The sequence below is a fragment of the Natroniella sp. ANB-PHB2 genome, assembly GCF_046097105.1.
Lineage (GTDB): Bacteria > Bacillota > Halanaerobiia > Halobacteroidales > Halobacteroidaceae > Natroniella.
In genome coordinates this window covers 112,060-130,561 of the sequence record NZ_CP175562.1, presented here as the reverse complement: position 1 = coordinate 130,561, position 18,502 = coordinate 112,060, and the positions used below count along the sequence as shown (strand labels likewise).

Here is an 18,502-nt window from a genome sequence, read left to right as displayed (position 1 = left end):
CAATATATATCATTTATACCTAAAAATAAAAACATAAGTTGGTCTTTTCTATCTAAAAGTCAAGAAAAGTAACTTATGCTTACCCAGTCTTTTAATTCAATTTTTAAAGAACTTTAAAGATTTAATCTCCTTCACAAAAATATTTCATACTCGTCTTCTTCAATTCTTCTATACTATATAATATCTTATATTCAGTAATCCCTGTCTGCTCTGAAATTTTTTGAGCAACCGCTTCAACCTTTGATTGGCTCTGGCCATGGATCATCGTAAAGAGGCTATATGGCCAATCAGGATAGGTTGGCCGCTGATAGACATGGCTGATCTCTTCATAACTAGTCACTAACTCCCCTACTTTTTCACGCCGTTCAGGGGCTACTACCCAAGCTCCCATCCCATTAAATTGATAACCAGCTTGGCGATGATAAAGAATAACTCCCATTCGACGTAGCCTTCCTTCTTCCTTTAACTGCTTTAAGCGGGCCAACAACTCTTCTTCGCTAATTTCAAGTTCATCTGCTATCTTCTGATAAGGGCGTTTAATTAAAGGTAACTCCTCTTGAACTGATCTAATAATCTCCTTATCTAGCTGACTTATTTCTCTTTTCACCTTGTTGGCCCTCCTTTTCTAAATTCAGCTTAACTCCTAATTTATAAAATCGCTCCGCAGGTAGGTTACGCAACACTTTAACTCCTTGTAAAATCTCAATCTCAGCTAACTGTTTCTCTAAACTAGCTTGATCAGGAGCAATTAAGGTAAACCAGAGATTGAAATCATGGTTGCGCCGGTAATTATGAGTCACCCCACGGTATTGGTTGATCTTTTCCGCTACTTGATAAAACTCCTCTTCAGCTACCTTAGTAGCAACTAAAGTACTAACATAACCTAGTTTTTTAGAGCTAAAAATAGCACCTAATCGACGAATATAACCGCCTTCTTTTAATTCTTTAATTCGCTCAATCACTTCTTGCTCACTCAAGCCTACCTCTTCTCCTAATCTTTGATATGGTCTAGAATCTAAAGGAAATTCACGTTGAGCTAAAGTCAATAACTTCCTATCTAATTCACCTAACTCTTCTCTCATCTACAACCACCTCGATTACACCAAGGCTCTCCAGCCATATAATCACCATCTGAGTAATAATAAGCCCTTGCTCGACAACCTCCACAAATTTCAATATGCTGACAGCCATCACAACTACCCTTATAATCCATTGTTCTTAATTCTTCAAAAATTTCAGCTTCAGCCCATATTTCAGAAAAAGGTGTCTCTTTGACATTACCTACCTTGACCGGCAAATAAGGGCAAATATGTACATCTCCATTAGGTAAGATACAACAGTAATCAGTCCCTGCTAAACAGCCTCGAGTAAATCTCATATTCATTTCCTTCTCTTTAGCTACTGCCATAAACTGTGGGGCACAAGTCGGTTTCAGCTCAATCTCAACCTCCTTTTGTTTTTCCATAATCCGCTCAATCATTTGATGATATCTGTTGGCACGAACTGAGTCCTGTTCAATCTCCTTTCCTCTACCCGTAGGTACCAAAAAGAATGGATGATGAGCTTTGGCCCCCAGCTCAATTGCAAAATCGGTAATCTCCTCAAATTCATCATAATTAAAATCACTGATCGTAGTATTCACCTGAACCCCTAACCCTGCTTTGATACAGTTTTTAATACCGGTTACAGCTTTCTTCCAAGCACCTTCCACTTGTCTAAATTGATCATGTACTTTAGGTTCAACACTATCTAAACTGATTCCCATTCCGGCAGCTCCAACTTCTTTTAGCTTGTAAGCAACCTCTTCAGTAATATACATTCCATTAGTTCCAAAAACAGGACGCATACCTAATTGGGCTGCATGTTCAACTAACTGATATATATCATCTCGTAGTAATGGTTCTCCACCACTAAAAATCATAATCTTAAAGCCAGCTTTAGCTATTTCAGTTAATAACTTTTTACCTTCGCTAGTAGTTAATTCATCTGGCCCTTTCTCTTTTGGCCCTGAATCACGATAACAGTGCTTACAATATAAATTGCACTCTTTAGTAGTATTCCAAGAAATAATCACTAATTTTTCCTCCTTCAATTAAAAGTATTTAATAATTAATATTTAACATTTAATAATAAAATTCAAGTTCATTAGAAAAAGAATATATTAATTTTTTATTCATTCTTCAACATTGAATATTCAGCGCTTTTTTTAAAGAGACACTATATTATTTTTTGCTAATCCAACTTCCTCATCAGTCAGGTAACAAGCTGGATCTTCATGCCAAAAATCTCCATGAATCGCTTCAGCACGGGCTCTAAAATTCCCATTACAGACTTCTAACCACTTACACTTACTACAACGACCTTTTAATAAGTTCTTCCGATCCTTCAACCCAGATAAAATATTGTTTTGGGAACTATCAGTCCAAATTTCACTGAACTTTCTTTCTCTAATATTACCAAAGGTATGATTTTGAGTAAATTGGTCAGGATGAACATAGCCTTTCCAATCAACATTGGCAATCGCAATTCCTGTTCTATTTCCACCATTTCGCTGTAATAACTCCAAAATTTTCTCTGCCTTAGCTGGAGCCTCTTTCTTCATCTTTAAGTAAGTATAAATTCCATCAGCATGATTATCGACAGTTAAAATCTCTTTGTCAAGACCCCTTTTTTGAAAATCTAAAGTCCGTTCTATAATTAAATCCATTACTTCCCGTGACTGTTGTAAGGAAATATCTTCTTTAACCATTTCACTCCCTCGTCCAGAATATACTAAATGATAAAAACAGGCACGAGGAATATTCTCCTTTTCTAGTAAGTCAAAGATTTGCCCTACCTCTTGATAGTTATGGCGATTAATAGTAAACCGCAAACCTACCTTTTGATCAATCTCTAAACAGTTATGAATCCCTTTTAATGCCTCTTTAAAAGCTCCCTTTTTACCTCGAAACCGATCATTAGTCGCTTCCATTCCATCTAGACTGATTCCTACATAACCTACCCCTATATCCTTTAATCTCCGAGCAATATCTCTACTAATTAAGGTTCCATTGGTTGAAATGGTCGGTCTAATTCCTTTTTGAGCAGTATAGTCAGCTAGTTCAAAAATATCCTTTCTAAGTAATGGTTCACCCCCTGAAAATAATAAAACTGGTACATTAAAGTCTGCTAAATCATCAATGAATTTTTTTGCTTCAGTAGTTGTTAGTTCACCACTATAATCCTTATAATCAGAGTCGGAATAACAATGAGTACAACTTAAATTACAAGTTCTAGTCATATTCCAAACTACAACTGGCCCTTTATCCTTTTTAGTACCATGCTGTTGCCCTTTTGACTCTGTACTATAACGTAATTTATCACCAAATCTATCCTTACCACCTAATAACTTAGATACTCCAATCATAGTTAGTCACTCCCTTATCAAAAAAGTTAATACTCTCACTACAAATTTTATCATACTACTTAGTAGATATCTAAATTGTCGAGTTTTCTAATTAAGTTAATCTAGAAAGTAATTTTAATCACAACCTGTACTCTAATTATAACAACTTAGATTACCTCTTATATAATATTGCTCATATCTTAGTATGTTTGTTCATGCTTTCTACACAACCTTTATTTTCAATTCAATCGTACAATAAGTACAAGATTAAAACTGTATATAAGGAGAGATTTAAAACTCTTCCTAAACCTCTCCTTTAAACTACTTACTATTTATTTAATTACCTTTCATTATTTCAAGTCCTTCTTTAGCTAATTCAATTGCTTCATCTAGATGCTTATGGGCCAAATCAAAATTATGAGATCCAGTACTATTTTCAGCAAAAATGAAGTCCCAACGCAACTGTGATCTACGATGTATCGACCTTACTTCTTCGATCGTTTCTTCATCTAATTGCTCATTTTCTATCTTGGTAGCTAATTCTTCAACAAGTTCTACTAATAAGCTACTAGCTTCTAACTGCTTATCCTCTACTTCTTGTTGTAATTCATTTACCCATTCTTCAAGGCTTTCTGCACTATGCTCTCCTCCATGACAACCAAGACAAGACTCTTCTGTCGTCTTAAGCGGGCTGGTCCACCAGTGAGATACATACTCTTCCCCTTCCTCATCTTCAACAGTAGGCATATGACAAGAGGCACAGTCCATTCCTAGCTGATCATGAGTGCTATTACGATACATCTCATATTCAGGATGCTGAATTTTAAGCAACGGAGTTCCTGTTCTTGGATGCTCCCAATCTGCAATCTCACGCTCATCTGAATATTTTTCAATATCTTCTAGAGTTAATCCCTCTTCCCACGGTAACACAATAGCTTTAGTCTCCGGTTCAAAATAGTAATTAACATGGCATTGAGCACAATTTCTATTACCTTCTGCTATCTCAAAATCCAGCTTTTTAAATCCTTCTTCAGCATGAGGAACCGTTACATGAATCTCACCTGGATCATTACGGTGACAACTATAACAAGTTATAGGATGTTCTGCCTCTGCTCCCATCTCATCAAAATCCATAGCGAAGAGTTCTTCTCCATACTCCTCATACATGCCCTCATAAGCAGCTGTCTTACAAGCTAGACAAGATGCTCCTGGCTTAGGTCGCTCAATTGCTAAAACATCTTCTAAAGTATGAAGATGACCCCGAGCTGAAAAATACTCTTTACTGAATCCAAACCCTTCATAAAGCACTTTAATATCCGGATACTTCTCTATATAATCAATCTGCTGATCTCCACCAAATTCAATCTGATCATCTGCTTCATTTGAATTTCTCATATAAGAAGCATAGATAGCAGGGTGCTCATCTTGCCAGTGCTCAGGCTCTAATATCATCTCTGCTACTGGCTCTTCATCAGGTGCAGGTTCTTGACGATCATAAATTATCAGACCTCCTATTACAACTGCTAAAACCAAAAAGCTTATGGCTAAGTTTCTTTTTCCTCCCATTATTAACCTCCTTTCTAAAAATAAAGCTACTAATAATATAACCAACCTTTAAGAAAATATTTATATATAGCTTTACTATAAACAAATAAAGACGCGGTTGGCCCGCGCCTTTACTTTAGCTACTCTTCAATTTTAATTTCAAACTCTTCACAAGAACCATCTACCTTCTTCAACTGCCAGATAAGTTTATCCTTCTTCTGTTTAGCTTGTAATGTAGAACCTCTGCCACCTATTTCAGCTGGTAAATAGAGCTCGATTGCTTGCTGTGGACATTCTTTAACACAAGCAGCACAGTCCCAGCAATCCCGCCTTTCTCTAATTTCTGCTTTGTTACTTTTATTTTTATATAATAAATTCCCAGGGCAAACTCTAATACATAATGACCCTTTCCGTTGACCACAACCATTACATAATTTATGATTGATTCTAACTGACATCTAAATCACCCAATTCAATAGGTTCTCTTTCCAAGATTTTAACCTTTCCAGTCTGCTGATCATAAACAGAGTTAACAAATATAAACCAATTTTGATCATCACGCTGAGGATAATCAATCCGCTGTTGATAAGACTTCCAGCGGGTCTCTTTTCTATATAATAAATGTTCAACCAAGACGCGAGCTACAATAACACGGTCAATTACCTCGTGGACTTGTAGTAATTGGTGTAAGTTTTCAGCTTGAATAGAACCTAAATCCTGCTCTAATACTCTTAATAATTTTCTAGCCTGTAATAACTTTTCCTGATGTAACTCATAATTTGTACCCACTCCACCAGCATATTCATCCATTATCTTCTGTAATCGCTCTTCAAGTTCAGCCGGGCCAACACCTTCTTTTCGCTGTAATGGAGCATAGACTCGCTCAAATTCTTTAGTCAACTGTTCGGACTGAGATTTTTCTCTCAAAGCAACTCCTTTAATATACTCTAATGCATCTAAGACTGCAATCTCAGCCTCAGCCATAGCACCTGTAACATACTTTTTAGGGGCTCCTCCAGCCACATCACCAGCAGCATATAAACCTTCTAAAGTAGTATGCCGATCAGTATTAATCCAATAACCTGCCTGAGCATGACCACCAACCAAATATGGTTCTGTTCCACAAATTTCAACCGGTTCGTCCTGTGGTTCTATCTCTCGATCAGCCCACTTCAAGAGAATTCCTGGTGACATATTCAAAAACATCTCTTTAATCTTTTGATTTTCTTGCGTATCTAAATGGGTAATATCCAAATAACATGGCCCACGCCCTGCTTTGTTCTCTTCCACAGTAGCATATAAGCGTAAGGGAGTAGTATTTTTCTCATAATTAGTCTGATACTCTTCTCCTAAAGCATTAACCTGTCGAGCATTAAACCCTTGAGCAATCGTTCCTGTTGGAGAAATGACATCTTTAACCCGTAAAGCAATAAATCTCATCTCGAAGGTTGTCATCTCCGCTCCAGCTCTTAAACCCATAGCATAACCTGCTCCAGTATTAAATGGTGGATACCACATTTTATGGCGTGCCTGGCCAGGGTTATTGGGTCGATAGATTCCTGCCGCTCCACCAGTAGCACAGATTACCGCTTTAGCATTAATTGAATAAAACTTATTATCACGAACAGAAAAGCCATAAGCTCCCTTAACTCGATTATCTTCTATTAGATAATTAGTAATATTGACCCGATTTAAAACATCCACTCCACTATCTCTAACGGCTTGAGCCATAATCGGCTTAATATTCTCACCCTTAATCTGAACACTCCTTCTCCCGCGAGGAAGAAAGTTGCCCTCCTCATCCTTCAAAAAAGGTAGCCCCCATTGCTCCAGCTTATCCGCAGCTCGATTTAAGCCTTGAGCAAGAGTATATATCAAATCATCTCTAACTAAATCTTCTGAATCCTGTTTAATATAATCTAAAAAATCTTTAGGGCCAACACCAGGATTCAAATAAGCATTGATAGCATTAATTCCTGCTGCCAGACAGCCACTCCGCTCAATATGAGCCTTATCAACGATTAAAATATCAACATCTGGATTTTCTTCCTTGGCCCTTACTCCAGCATAACAACCAGCAGCTCCACCACCAATGATTAAGATATCAGTTGTCAGTTCAACTACTTCACATTGTTCCATCCTCATCATCCTTAAATATAATTCTGTTTTGTTAAATAATCAATTACCTTTTGAGCACTCTCTTTTAATGTCTCCTGATCAGTTCTCAATTCTAAATCAGGATTCCTTGGAGCTTGATAAGGGTCAGAAATCCCAGTAAAATTATCTATATTACCATCTCTAGCCTGTTGATAAAGCCCCTTAACATCTCGCTCCTCACAAACTTCTATTGGAGAATTGACAAAGATTTCAACAAACTCTCCTACCTCTTCAATCTCTCGGCGTGCATACTCCCGTGCTAAACGATAAGGTGAAATAAAAGAGCATAAAGTAATCACATCATGTTTAGTCAATAACTTAGCTACAAAGGTATTTCTTTTAATATTTTCATTACGATCCTCTTTACTAAATCCTAGATCCTTAGTCAAAGACTCACGTACAATATCCCCATCTAACCGCTGTATCCTGATTTTTTTTTCTTCTAATCGCTTTTCTACTTCCTTAGCTACCGTCGTCTTACCAGCTCCACTTAAACCAGTAAACCAAACTGTTACACCACGATTAGTTCGACACATTCTATCCCACCTTTAAAATCATTTAATATTTAAAATATCTAGTATTTAATAATTTAAGAACAAAAACTTATTTTATTAATTTTAAACTTGCTTTGAACTATTATTTATGCTTTTGACCTTCAACTATTAATTATTAAATATTCATTATTCAATGCTCTTACTGCGCCATTCCTTTAATCAATACTTCAGCTACCTCTGGTCTAGTCAACTCTTCAGGAGGCCGTTTACCATTTCTTAATAACCCTCTGACTCGAGTTCCACTTAATGAAACATGGTATTCTTCATCATGAGGACAAGTTTTAGCTGTCGCCATTGCAGCACACCTCTTACAATAAAAAGCATAATCAAAGCATAATGGTTCAATTCCTAAATCGCCACACCATTTAAATTCCTTAAAAATCTCTTGGGAATCATAAGTACCATAATAATCTCCTACTCCAGCATGATCACGTCCGACTATAAAATGAGTACAACCATAATTTTTACGACATAAGGCATGAAAAACTGCTTCTCTTGGCCCTGCATATCTCATTGCTGCTGGAAAAACTGTTAAAGCAGTTCTGTTATGAGGATAAATCTTATCCATTATAACTTCGTAACTCTCAATTCGATACTCTACCGGTACATCACTACTTTTAGTCTTACCTACTAAGGGTGTTAACAATAAACCATCACAAATTTCTAAAGCACACTTTTGAATATATTCATGAGCCCGATGAATTGGATTTCTAGTCTGAAAACCTACCACGCGATTCCAGTCTTTTTCTTCAATTAATGCTCTAACATCTTTAGGATCTAATCGATACTGATTAAAGTGCTCATATCTCACTCTTCTTAATAATGAAATTTTTCCACCTAATAAGACATCACCACTTTGATATAACTTAGCTACTCCTGGATGTTCAGCCTCCGTTGTTCGATAGACTAAATCTGCTTCTTTTTCTTTATCGTAAGTGTATTTATCTGCTAAATGTAAAATAGCATAAACCTGACCAGCTTGATCTGTTAAAGCTATATCTTCCCCAACTGCAAGTTGAGCAGCTTTCTCAGTACTAACATCTAATACAACGGGTATCGTCCACGGTAGCCCATTAGTTAGATACATCTCTTCTACAACCGATTTGTAATCCCCTTCAGTCATAAAGCCCTCTAATGGACTATATAAACCTGTTGCTATATTTTCTGCTTCTGTTAGCATTTCTCTAGACAACTCAATTTTTGGTAGCTTATCTGCCTTAGCTAACCACTCTTCTTTCTCTTCTCCTATCACAATCCGATCAATCAACTTGCCTCCATGAGGCTCAATTAACATCTTAACTCCTCCTTGATTTTCCTTCACAACAATAAGATATATATTACTTACTAATAAAATTTATAAGTAAATTTAAACTTCTTTTAATGCAGTTGCAAAATCTTTTTTCAGATCTCTAATATCTTCAATTCCTACACTGACCCGAATCAAATCATCATAGACACCAAGTTCCTGCCGTTCTTGCTCACTATTGTTAGCATAAATCGTTGAAGCTGGATGAATTACTAATGATTTAACATCCCCAATATTTGCTAAATTATAGAAATAATCCAGGTTGTTAATTACGCTAAAAGCTTGCTCCTTACTTCCAACTCGTAAAGTTAAGACACCACCATAACCGGCTTCAAATAATTCGTTGGCCCGTTTATGATATTCATTATCCTCAAGACCTGGATAATTGACTTCTACTATTTGTGGCTGTTCAGCTAAAAATTCAGCCAACTCCAGTGCATTTTGACAATGCCGCTCAATCCTTAAAGCTAAAGTCGGCAATCCCAATTCATTTAAGAATGAATCTAAAGGTGACTGACAAACGCCCAAATTCCTAAAAGTCTCTCTTCGAACTTTAACTGTAAAAGCAAATTTACCATACCTCTTATAATCAACAAAATTATCAAACTCAGTCCAATCAAAGCTTCCACCATCAATAATTACCCCACCAATCGAATTGGCCGTTCCATTGATATATTTAGAGGTAGAGTGAATTACTAAATCAGCCCCTAATTCCAAAGGCTTAATCAGACTTGGTGTAGTCATTGTACTATCAATGATTAGAGCAACACCATGCTTTCGGCATAATTGAGCAATTCCTCTCAAATCAGGTATATCTAACTTAGGGTTACCTAAAGTCTCAGCAAAGACAAACTTAGTCCGTTCAGTAATCAATTCAGCAATATCTTCTCGTTCAACCCCAGAAGCAAACTTAGGTTCAATACCATAATTTTTGTAGCTCTTAAAGAGATTGTAAGTCCCTCCAAACAAAGAACTAGTGGCAATAAATTCATCTCCTTGCTCCAAAATTGCCAACGTAGCTGTAGCAATTGCTGACATACCAGAGGAAGAGAGAATAGCTGACTTCCCTTCTTCTATTGAAGCCAGCTTTTCTTCTACTTTTCTAATTGATGGATTATTGACCCTAGTATAGACATAGCCAGGTGCTCGCTGATTAAATACCTTTTCTAAATCTTCGGCTCGATCATATTGAAAGGAGTTAGTCAAGTAGACTGGTGTATTGGTTGCTCCTTGTTCGTTATCGACTTTTAGATTAACTAATCTAGTAGAAAACCTCATTAAAATCCTCCTCTTAACTTGACTTCTTAACTGTCAAGATATAATAACCATCTCCAACCTGCTCTTTATCCAAGATTTCATGCCCCTCAGAATTTAAACTCTGTGGTACATTAGCAATCGGTTCTCCTGCATCTAAGTAGATATCAATTGTCTCTCCTGGCTCTAAAGGAGCAATAGCTACCTTTGCTTTAACAAAGTTCATTGGACATTTAACTCCTCTTAAATCAGCTACTTCTTTATCGGTAGAATCACTATCATCCTCTGTTGCTTGCTCTATCTCAATTGTAAATTCTAGTTTAGCATTTAAGGAGTTAAATAATTTCTCAATCCGAGTAATCAATCCTTTTACTTCTTCTTGATAAGCAAATAAATCATCAATATCACCTAATCTATAATCAATGGCAGCATCAACTACCTCTTCATAATCTGTAGCTACTAATCGACCGTCAATAAATTTATCTTTAAACTCCTTAATGATAACTCGATCCTTTTGTGTGTCGACCCCTTTAACAATCAATAATGCCCTAGCAGCATTGACAGTTGCTTGATAAAGTTGATCTGCATCATCTTCTACAACTGCTTGCTCGTAATTTTTCTGAGCAGTATCTAAATCCAATTTAATAATATCCATAACTCCTACTCCACATTCACCTGGCCCTCTTCCTGCTAAGGAGAAGTCTTCATCTTGGCCCCAATCTTGATATAGGTCAGACTCTTTTTCATAAGTTGGAATATCTATAAACTCAGCAGCTAACTCTTTGATCCTCTCTTTTCCACCAGCTTCTAAATACTGATTGAATTGAGCTGGATTATAATCTTCTTCTGTAGCCAACTCTTCAGCTAAGCTAGCCAAAAATTCAGGAATTCTCTTTGCTGGTAGATCAATTACTCGTTCTCCGTACTTACTATTGCCATCAGCAATATTCCCTCCCAATAAGAGAGAATAATGAGGGGCCAACTTACCATTAAAGCGTTTTGCTTTCCCTTCCAGACCAATCTTACCAATCAAATGTTGACCACAAGCATTCGGACAACCACTAATATAGATCTGAGGTAATAAATTCTGTAAGCTATCAGCTAAAGAAGCAAGTTTATTTCTAATTTCTTTAGCCAAATTTGGTGATAGACATAGACCTAATCGGCAGGTTGAAGCTCCTTTACAAGCAATTGGTACTGTGGAGTTATTCTTAGCTAATAGCTCAGGATTAATAGCTCTTATCTCTTCAAGCAACTCTTCAACTTGCTCAGCTCTAACTCCTCTAATTAATAGGCTCTGTCGATTAGTAGTTCGCAGATCAACCTCTTTAGTAGCAAGAAGTTCTATTTCTAATATTTGATCTAACTCATCAGCCTTTAAATCTCCATTTTCAGGTCTCAACTCAACTGAATAATAACCAGTTACTTTTTCTTCTTTCAAATAATCAGCAGTTACTTCTAATTCCGTGTTAACTTCTTCTCTTGGCAATTGATAATAATTGATTTGATGCGTCTCAATATTCTCTGCTAAGACATCTGCTAAATACTCTTTATATTTAATCTTGAATTCTTCTTCGCCTAATCTCTTCTTAACAAATCTTAATCTAGCTTTATGCTTGTTGCTTCGGTCACCATATTCATCAAAAAAACGTTTAATTGCTTCTGCTACATGAAAGATCTTATCTTCTGTAATAAATTCTTCAATCAAAAATCCAACTTCTGAGGCAGTACCCATTCCTCCAGCAGCATACACCTTAAAACCTTTCTTCCCATTCTTTTCCTGAGCAATAAATCCTAGATCATTGATTGTAGCTAATCCTTCATCTTCTGGTGTAGAAGAAAAGGCAATCTTATACTTCCTCGGTAAGTTAAAGGAAGATCTCGTCTTGATCAAATATTCCGTTAATGATAAAGCGTGAGGTGTTGTATCAAATAATTCATCAGAAGCAACTCCTGCTCGTGAAGCATTAGCAATATTTCTAACAGTATTTCCTCCCCCACCTCGTGGGCTTAAACCAACCTCTAATAAATCAAATAGTATCTGAGAAGTATCCTCTATATCTACTTGATGAATCTGAACATCCTGTCTAGTAGTTAAGTGTAAATAGTCTGAACCGTACTCTTTACTTAATTGATTTAATATCTTCAATTGCTCTACTGTAACTACCCCACCAGGTGCTCTAACACGCACCATATATTGTTCTTCCTCTTTTGCACCTCGTTGCCCATAGATCCCCATTGGTACTCGATGACCTTTGAATCTAACAGGATCAATCTCTCCAGCAAGAAAGCGTTCTACTTCTTGCTGATACTTGTTAGTGTCTTCTTTAACTGTCTCTGGTATCTTAAAAACTGGTTTTATTTTCATAATTCCCCTCTCCTCTTCTCTTAGCTAAACCAACTCTACTTTTAATTCAGTTACATTCTTATGTTCTTCAATTTTAAATGCCTTCAATATAGGCTTGCCTTTTAAAGAAAGAATAAAATAAACCGCCTCCTGATCATAGGCCAACTTCTTATCCTCAGTTGAAGGACGAGCTGGAGTAGCTGGATGTGAATGATAGTTACCAATTAGTTGATAACCCTCTGCTCTAATCTCTTTAACTACTTTGAATTGCTCTTTCGGATCTAATGTAAAATGCTCTGCTGATCCATCTAAATTCGTCATTGGATATACAGCTTTAACCTCTATTTTACCTTCTTCTTTCAAACCTGCTACTAACCCACAAGCTTCTGTAGGGAATCGCCCTTGAGCATCCTCTAATATCTTTTGGTAATCATCTCTTGCTAGCTCAATAATCATAGTTCACAAGCTCCTTGTTCGTAATCTATTAACTCCTTAATCTCAGGATTAGCACTACAGACACCACAATTGTCATTGCGATTTAAATTTATCTTTCTAAATTTCATATCTAGGGCATCATAGCTTAACAATGTACCGGTTAATAATTCACCTTTATCTAGTAAGTACTTAATTGCTTCAGTAGCTTGGATCGTTCCAATCACTCCCCCCATAACTCCCAAAACACCAGCTTCCTTACAAGAAGGTACAACACCAGGCTTAGGAGGTTCAGGGAAAGCACACCGATAACATGGCGTCTCATCACCTTCAGGTACAATAGTCATTGTTTGGCCCGTAAATTTAATAATTCCAGCATGAGAAAGTGGTTTTCCTTCCATCACACAAGCATCATTAATTAAGAACTTAGCTGGAAAATTATCAGTCCCATCGATTATAAAATCATACTCTCTAATAACTTCTCTAATATTATGTGACATTAAGTAATAATCATATGCTTTAACTTCTACATCTGGATTCATAGAATTTATCTTCTCTTTAGCTGATTGAACCTTCAGCTTCCCTACATCAGAAGTATAGTGTAATACCTGCCGTTGTAAGTTGGAAAGTTCAACTTGATCTGCATCAACCAATCCAACCTTACCTACCCCTGCTGCTGCTAAAAACTGAGCTGCAGGTGTTCCTAACCCTCCTGTTCCAATAATTAAAACAGATGATTCTAATAACTTTATTTGACCTTCTACCCCTACATCTTCTAAAATAATATGGCGTGAATATCGTTCAAGCTGCTCTTCAGTAAAGTCCATGACCAGCACCACCACCCATGAAGTATAAAAATTCTACTTGATCACCATCTTTTATTACTTGATTATCAAAATTACCCCTATCTAAAATTTCACCATTTAGCTCTACCGATACCATATCAGGCATCTCTACATCTTCTTTTTTCAATAATTCACTCACCGTCAATTCAACTTCGAATTCAACTTTTTCACCATTCACTTTAATTTTCATCTTTTATCCTCCTAATGCCGAGTTTTTTTATCTGAATTGATTAAATTAATTTTGTTATTATAGACTTTATCATATTATTCTGGCCCTGTCAATAAGGTGATTATACCAATCAGAATAGTCAACATTAAAACAAAGAAGAAAATGACCTTAGGTCATTTTAATTAAAACTTTCAATCCTTTTCCAAGCTCATCATTTATTGTACAATATTATCAGCTCATTAAAAATTATTTTCAATCTCCTCGATCCCTGTCCACCATATTTCACCAGCGCCACTAGAGTGTTCTCCAGAATTTCCAATATCAAATAGAACAATCCCCACAACAATTAATACTACAACCAACAATAATACCTTCTTCAATTTAACCACCCCTCACCTTAATCATGTTACTTATCTATCAGAAAATATAACTTTTTTAAAATTGGGCTTAAAATGGCAAATTAAAAAATTGACCACTAAAGAAAACATAAGCAGCAAGTAAGGTTAACACTATATTAAGTAATTGACCACCAATATAAAGTTGAATTGCCTTTCCGCCTTTGACCATCTGAGCCATCTCTTTAAAATTAGAATCAAGACCAATACTAATAAATGCCAATGTAAAGAAGAATCCTCTAAAACCATTCAATATTGGCAAACTATTCTGTACACTTGGTTCAGATAATAAAAAAGAAAAGACCAAAGAAGCACCTACAAATCCAAAGATAAATTTAGGTATCCTCGTAAATATTTCTGTAAAGTTGACACTAACCTCTTCAGTAGATTTATTTTCATATTTTGTCACCCAAAAAACAGCTATTCCAAAAGCAATAATTCCAATTAAAATATTTTGAACCATCTTAATAATAGAAGCTACTTCCATTGCCTCTGAACCTAATAATGCAGAAGAAGCAACGACAGCTCCTGTTGCATCAATTGTACCTCCCAGCCATGCACCACCAACTATCGGATCTATTCCTAATAATTGAACTATTGCTGGCATCCCTACCATCATTAGAACAGTAAAAATTAAAGTTATTGAAACAGCTAAAGTGATCTCTTCTTGTTTAGCTTTAGAAGCTGTACCTGAAGCAATAGCTGCTGATACTCCACAAACTGAAGTTGCAGTAGCAATCGTAATTGCTAACCCCTTATTATCATGCATCTTTAAAACCTTTTGTGAATACCAATACATTACTATTAAGACTACCGGTGTTACTACCCAAGCTACTCCTAATCCCATTGCTCCTAATGCTAACATTCGATCAAACAAAATAGATGTTCCTAATAAGACTAACCCTGTTTTAATATATAAACCTGTTCGGACAGCTCCCTGCAAAAATTGAGGCACTTTAATTAAATTGCTGATCACTAATCCAATTACTAAAGCCCAAATCACATCATTAAAACCATAATGTCGTAATGGAGCATAATTTCCAAGTACATACGCTAAAATCGATAATAAGAATATAACTGGATACCCCTTAAGAAAATCACTAAGTTCTTGGCGGTTACTAAAGAATACTGCTAAAGCAAAAATAATTAAAGTTATTAATCCTGTCATTAATATTCCTGTAACAATTTCAATCGGAATAGCTGCTAAAATTGATTCAGCACCTTCTCCCCCCCATTGTCCTGGTAAAACAGGTTTTGCAATGATATTACCAATTGCAGCAATAATTAATACTATACCTAACCAGACAGTCCACCACTCTTCTAGAGACCATAAACTAGATAAATCAAACTTACTCTCTATCTTCTCGTTTTTATCCAGATTAACTTCACCCATTTTCTAACTAACCTCCTATTAAAACTTTGTTATTATAAACTTTACCACATTATCTCTGTAATGTCAATAGGAATAGTCGGAATTAATTCTGCCATTTAATCTACCTGCTTTAGATTTTGATTTGAACTAAGTTTTTCTATTCTATTATATTAAAAAATATAAAGTTTTATTATAGCAAAAAAATAAAAAAGAGCCTAAATGATTTATCTTTAGGCTCTTTTCCTTAATTATTATTCTTTAACTTTAAATAAAGGTGTACTCAAATACCTCTCTCCAGTATCAGGAGCTATTGTTACTACCTTCTTTCCAACTCCTAATTCTTGAGCCACTTTAATAGCTGCTGCAACTGCTGCTCCCGAAGAAATCCCAACCAAGATTCCTTCTTTTGCTGCTAATTGGCGTGACATCTCAATTGCTTCATCATTCTTTATTTGTAATACATCATCTACTAGCTCCATATTAAAGACCTCAGGAATAAAGCCGGCTCCAATCCCCTGAATCATATGCGGGCCAGGCTCTCCCCCACTAATTACTGCTGAATCAGTAGGCTCTACTGCCACAACTTTAACTCCTTCAATCTCTTCTTTTAATACCTCACCAACTCCTGTCACCGTTCCACCCGTTCCTACTCCAGCTACAAAAGCATCTAAATTCCCTTCAGTAACTTCAATAATCTCTTTGACTGTCGTTTTACGATGAATCTCTGGATTAGCAGGATTTAAAAATTGTTGAGGCATAAAATAATTTTCATTCTCCTCAGCTAATTCTCTAGCTTTTTCAATTGCACCGGGCATTCCATCCTCACCAGGAGTCAAAATTAATTCAGCTCCATAAGCTTTTAAGATCTTTCTTCTTTCGATACTCATCGTATTGGGCATAACTAAAATTACATTATAACCTTTAGCAGCTCCGATAAATGCTAAACCAATCCCCGTATTACCACTCGTTGGTTCAACAATCGTTCCTCCTGGCTTTAAATCATCTTCTTGTTCAGCAGTTTCAATCATATTTAAAGCTATTCTATCTTTAACACTGCCACCTGGATTAAAAGATTCCAGTTTAAGATAAACCTCCCCTACATCTTCTGGGACAACCCTATTTAATTTAACAATTGGGGTCTTCCCTACTAACTCTGTTATGTTATCGACAATTTCCATCTTAAAAAACCTCCTATTTACTAATTTTTATATCTAAACTATATTCATCTCCAAATTATGTTCGTCAGCTAAATTGATATTTAGTATCAGTAGCCTGTTAAGCACAAATCCGTTAACCACTCTAAAAATAAGCCCTTAAAATTAGATTTTCTTACTGACACTTTTGTGTAATAAAGTTATAATTTAAGTTAACCTCTATGATACCCAAGTAAATCACTTTGTTTTTATCCAGTTATAGTTTACAAAAAAAACTACTCCCTGTCAAGAAGAATTAGCATCTACTTTAAATCTCTGTGTTGGAATAATTTCAAATTCAATTGTATAATCCCTTTCTAGTTGCCGTTGAATCTGCTTGGCTAAGCTATCAAGCTCTTCTTTTTCTTTTCTTTGCGGACTATAAAAGATCAATTCTATTCGCTCCTCTTCTATCTCAACTCTAATTAATCTACTCTCAAACTGATCCTTAAAATACTCTCTATAAGTTTGGCGAACAATATCTTCTGGTTGTTCTTTGACCATCTGCTGATATGTAATTACCCATAATGGTACAGCTAATAAAATCAAAGATATGATCAAAACAATCAAGCTCTTTTTAATTAATTTTTTAGCAGTTAAGTCATACCAAAACTGTGGTTTTAAACCTTTAAAATAAAAGGTAATTACAATCGCCAATAATAATGCAAAAAAGTTAGCTAATAATAATAATACCGCTCCAGAAAATAAGGGCCAACTCCACAACGCAATTCCTATCCCAATAGTTGCCATTACAGGAATTAAAGCAGCAGCAATTACTACTCCTATCAACTGTTGTTTAACATTAGTTACTAATGAATAAGCTCCTGCTCCTCCAGCAGCAAAAGCAATCAATAAATCAGGTAATGTTGGTAACATTCTAACTTGTAAAGCCCTATTGATTGTTACATTAGGAATTATCCCTCCTGATAAAACACCAATCATAACAGCCACCAAAACTACTACCAATTCAGCAACCAACCCTTGGACTAATAGTTTCAAATCACCTAATACAATTCCTACTGCTATCGCAATGATTGGCCCGAAGACTGGAGCAATCACCATTGAACCTACAATTACTGCCGTATTATCAATAATCAGTCCTAATGAGGCTATAATAGCAGCCACTACAGCTAGAATTAAAAACTGGCTATCTACTTTACTATTATCTTTAGCATAAGTGACAATTGTCTCTCTAGATGCTCGATAATTATGTTCTTTAACTTTTTCTTTATCCCTAGGTATTATCGTATCAGGAGTAAAAATAACCAAACTCCGATCTGGACTTTCTGAAAAATTAAACTGTTCCTTTAACCCATCCAATAATTGATCTTCATTACCATATAATAAATTTATAATCAATAGATCTCCGGTTTCAGATTCAATCAATTTATAATTTTCAATATCAAGCCCTAACCTCTTTAATAAATCAACTGCTTCTTCCCCTTCTCCTGATTCAAAAGTTGCATGAACTACCTGCATCATTCACCTCCTCTTATCTAACTATCCTTTATTGTGCCACTCGTTAAAAAAAATATAAGAGACCACTAA

At 35.8% G+C, this 18,502-nt stretch carries 18 protein-coding genes; all 18 read right to left on the bottom strand.

Annotated features, from left to right (window positions below; translation table 11 throughout):
* Positions 1-121: 121 nt before the first annotated feature.
* The 18 genes from ACKF5P_RS00705 to ACKF5P_RS00620 all read right to left on the bottom strand — a co-directional run bounded on the left by ACKF5P_RS00705 (position 122) and on the right by ACKF5P_RS00620 (position 18,433).
* Positions 122-607 (bottom strand): Lrp/AsnC family transcriptional regulator, encoded by a 486-nt coding sequence (locus ACKF5P_RS00705; protein ID WP_408955596.1) that lies wholly within the window; start codon positions 605-607, stop codon positions 122-124.
* Positions 579-1,082 carry an AsnC family transcriptional regulator gene (locus ACKF5P_RS00700; protein WP_408955595.1) on the bottom strand — a complete coding sequence of 168 codons (504 nt, stop codon included), beginning with the start codon at positions 1,080-1,082 and terminating at the stop codon, positions 579-581. The genes ACKF5P_RS00705 and ACKF5P_RS00700 overlap by 29 nt, the downstream gene beginning before the upstream one ends.
* Positions 1,079-2,074, bottom strand: a complete 996-nt coding sequence (gene nirJ2 / locus ACKF5P_RS00695) for a putative heme d1 biosynthesis radical SAM protein NirJ2 (protein ID WP_408955594.1) — start codon at positions 2,072-2,074, stop codon at positions 1,079-1,081. Before nirJ2 ends, ACKF5P_RS00700 begins: the two co-directional genes overlap by 4 nt.
* A gap of 132 nt (positions 2,075-2,206) precedes the next feature.
* Positions 2,207-3,406: a putative heme d1 biosynthesis radical SAM protein NirJ1 gene (gene nirJ1 / locus ACKF5P_RS00690; protein WP_408955593.1), complete on the bottom strand. Its 1,200-nt coding sequence runs from the start codon at positions 3,404-3,406 to the stop codon at positions 2,207-2,209.
* A gap of 315 nt (positions 3,407-3,721) precedes the next feature.
* Positions 3,722-4,951: an ammonia-forming cytochrome c nitrite reductase subunit c552 gene (locus ACKF5P_RS00685; protein WP_408955592.1), complete on the bottom strand. Its 1,230-nt coding sequence runs from the start codon at positions 4,949-4,951 to the stop codon at positions 3,722-3,724.
* Between the two features lie 119 nt (positions 4,952-5,070).
* The gene (locus tag ACKF5P_RS00680; protein ID WP_408955591.1) at positions 5,071-5,388 is read right to left on the bottom strand and encodes a 4Fe-4S dicluster domain-containing protein; all 318 of its coding nucleotides are present in this window, start codon (positions 5,386-5,388) and stop codon (positions 5,071-5,073) included.
* Positions 5,378-7,069 carry an adenylyl-sulfate reductase subunit alpha gene (locus tag ACKF5P_RS00675; RefSeq protein WP_408955590.1) on the bottom strand — a complete coding sequence of 564 codons (1,692 nt, stop codon included), beginning with the start codon at positions 7,067-7,069 and terminating at the stop codon, positions 5,378-5,380. The genes ACKF5P_RS00680 and ACKF5P_RS00675 overlap by 11 nt, the downstream gene beginning before the upstream one ends.
* A gap of 11 nt (positions 7,070-7,080) precedes the next feature.
* The gene (gene cysC, locus ACKF5P_RS00670) at positions 7,081-7,623 is read right to left on the bottom strand and encodes an adenylyl-sulfate kinase (protein ID WP_408955589.1); all 543 of its coding nucleotides are present in this window, start codon (positions 7,621-7,623) and stop codon (positions 7,081-7,083) included.
* Positions 7,624-7,780: 157 nt separating this feature from the next.
* Complete coding sequence (gene sat, locus ACKF5P_RS00665; RefSeq protein ID WP_408955588.1) at positions 7,781-8,962, bottom strand: sulfate adenylyltransferase; 1,182 nt, start codon at positions 8,960-8,962, stop codon at positions 7,781-7,783.
* Between the two features lie 45 nt (positions 8,963-9,007).
* On the bottom strand, positions 9,008-10,225 hold the full coding sequence (locus ACKF5P_RS00660) for an O-acetylhomoserine aminocarboxypropyltransferase/cysteine synthase family protein (RefSeq protein WP_408955587.1): 1,218 nt from the start codon (positions 10,223-10,225) through the stop codon (positions 9,008-9,010).
* 13 nt (positions 10,226-10,238) lie between these two features.
* Positions 10,239-12,569: a sulfurtransferase TusA family protein gene (locus tag ACKF5P_RS00655; protein WP_408955586.1), complete on the bottom strand. Its 2,331-nt coding sequence runs from the start codon at positions 12,567-12,569 to the stop codon at positions 10,239-10,241.
* A 24-nt stretch (positions 12,570-12,593) separates the two neighbouring features.
* Complete coding sequence (locus tag ACKF5P_RS00650; RefSeq protein ID WP_408955585.1) at positions 12,594-13,004, bottom strand: M67 family metallopeptidase; 411 nt, start codon at positions 13,002-13,004, stop codon at positions 12,594-12,596.
* On the bottom strand, positions 13,001-13,807 hold the full coding sequence (locus ACKF5P_RS00645) for a HesA/MoeB/ThiF family protein (protein ID WP_408955584.1): 807 nt from the start codon (positions 13,805-13,807) through the stop codon (positions 13,001-13,003). Before ACKF5P_RS00645 ends, ACKF5P_RS00650 begins: the two co-directional genes overlap by 4 nt.
* The gene (gene thiS, locus ACKF5P_RS00640) at positions 13,794-14,015 is read right to left on the bottom strand and encodes a sulfur carrier protein ThiS (protein WP_408955583.1); all 222 of its coding nucleotides are present in this window, start codon (positions 14,013-14,015) and stop codon (positions 13,794-13,796) included. The genes ACKF5P_RS00645 and thiS overlap by 14 nt, the downstream gene beginning before the upstream one ends.
* Positions 14,016-14,233: 218 nt before the next feature.
* Complete coding sequence (locus tag ACKF5P_RS00635) at positions 14,234-14,374, bottom strand: hypothetical protein (protein ID WP_408955582.1); 141 nt, start codon at positions 14,372-14,374, stop codon at positions 14,234-14,236.
* A 67-nt stretch (positions 14,375-14,441) separates the two neighbouring features.
* Positions 14,442-15,782 (bottom strand): YeiH family protein, encoded by a 1,341-nt coding sequence (locus tag ACKF5P_RS00630; RefSeq protein ID WP_408955581.1) that lies wholly within the window; start codon positions 15,780-15,782, stop codon positions 14,442-14,444.
* 230 nt (positions 15,783-16,012) lie between these two features.
* The gene (gene cysK, locus ACKF5P_RS00625) at positions 16,013-16,939 is read right to left on the bottom strand and encodes a cysteine synthase A (protein ID WP_408955580.1); all 927 of its coding nucleotides are present in this window, start codon (positions 16,937-16,939) and stop codon (positions 16,013-16,015) included.
* 261 nt (positions 16,940-17,200) lie between these two features.
* Positions 17,201-18,433 carry a TIGR00341 family protein gene (locus tag ACKF5P_RS00620; RefSeq protein WP_408955579.1) on the bottom strand — a complete coding sequence of 411 codons (1,233 nt, stop codon included), beginning with the start codon at positions 18,431-18,433 and terminating at the stop codon, positions 17,201-17,203.
* Positions 18,434-18,502: the final 69 nt, after the last annotated feature.

Bases quoted from the DNA above. Each gene is read 5' to 3' on its own strand.
- thiS (WP_408955583.1), bottom strand. From the start codon at position 14,015: ATGAAAATTAAAGTGAATGGTGAAAAAGTTGAATTCGAAGTTGAATTG.
- cysC (WP_408955589.1), bottom strand. From the start codon at position 7,623: ATGTGTCGAACTAATCGTGGTGTAACAGTTTGGTTTACTGGTTTAAGT.
- ACKF5P_RS00675 (WP_408955590.1), bottom strand. From the start codon at position 7,069: ATGGAACAATGTGAAGTAGTTGAACTGACAACTGATATCTTAATCATT.
- ACKF5P_RS00700 (WP_408955595.1), bottom strand. From the start codon at position 1,082: ATGAGAGAAGAGTTAGGTGAATTAGATAGGAAGTTATTGACTTTAGCT.
- ACKF5P_RS00685 (WP_408955592.1), bottom strand. From the start codon at position 4,951: ATGGGAGGAAAAAGAAACTTAGCCATAAGCTTTTTGGTTTTAGCAGTT.
- ACKF5P_RS00645 (WP_408955584.1), bottom strand. From the start codon at position 13,807: ATGGACTTTACTGAAGAGCAGCTTGAACGATATTCACGCCATATTATT.
- ACKF5P_RS00660 (WP_408955587.1), bottom strand. From the start codon at position 10,225: ATGAGGTTTTCTACTAGATTAGTTAATCTAAAAGTCGATAACGAACAA.
- ACKF5P_RS00620 (WP_408955579.1), bottom strand. From the start codon at position 18,433: ATGCAGGTAGTTCATGCAACTTTTGAATCAGGAGAAGGGGAAGAAGCA.
- ACKF5P_RS00655 (WP_408955586.1), bottom strand. From the start codon at position 12,569: ATGAAAATAAAACCAGTTTTTAAGATACCAGAGACAGTTAAAGAAGAC.
- ACKF5P_RS00680 (WP_408955591.1), bottom strand. From the start codon at position 5,388: ATGTCAGTTAGAATCAATCATAAATTATGTAATGGTTGTGGTCAACGG.
- nirJ1 (WP_408955593.1), bottom strand. From the start codon at position 3,406: ATGATTGGAGTATCTAAGTTATTAGGTGGTAAGGATAGATTTGGTGAT.
- ACKF5P_RS00630 (WP_408955581.1), bottom strand. From the start codon at position 15,782: ATGGGTGAAGTTAATCTGGATAAAAACGAGAAGATAGAGAGTAAGTTT.
- ACKF5P_RS00650 (WP_408955585.1), bottom strand. From the start codon at position 13,004: ATGATTATTGAGCTAGCAAGAGATGATTACCAAAAGATATTAGAGGAT.
- cysK (WP_408955580.1), bottom strand. From the start codon at position 16,939: ATGGAAATTGTCGATAACATAACAGAGTTAGTAGGGAAGACCCCAATT.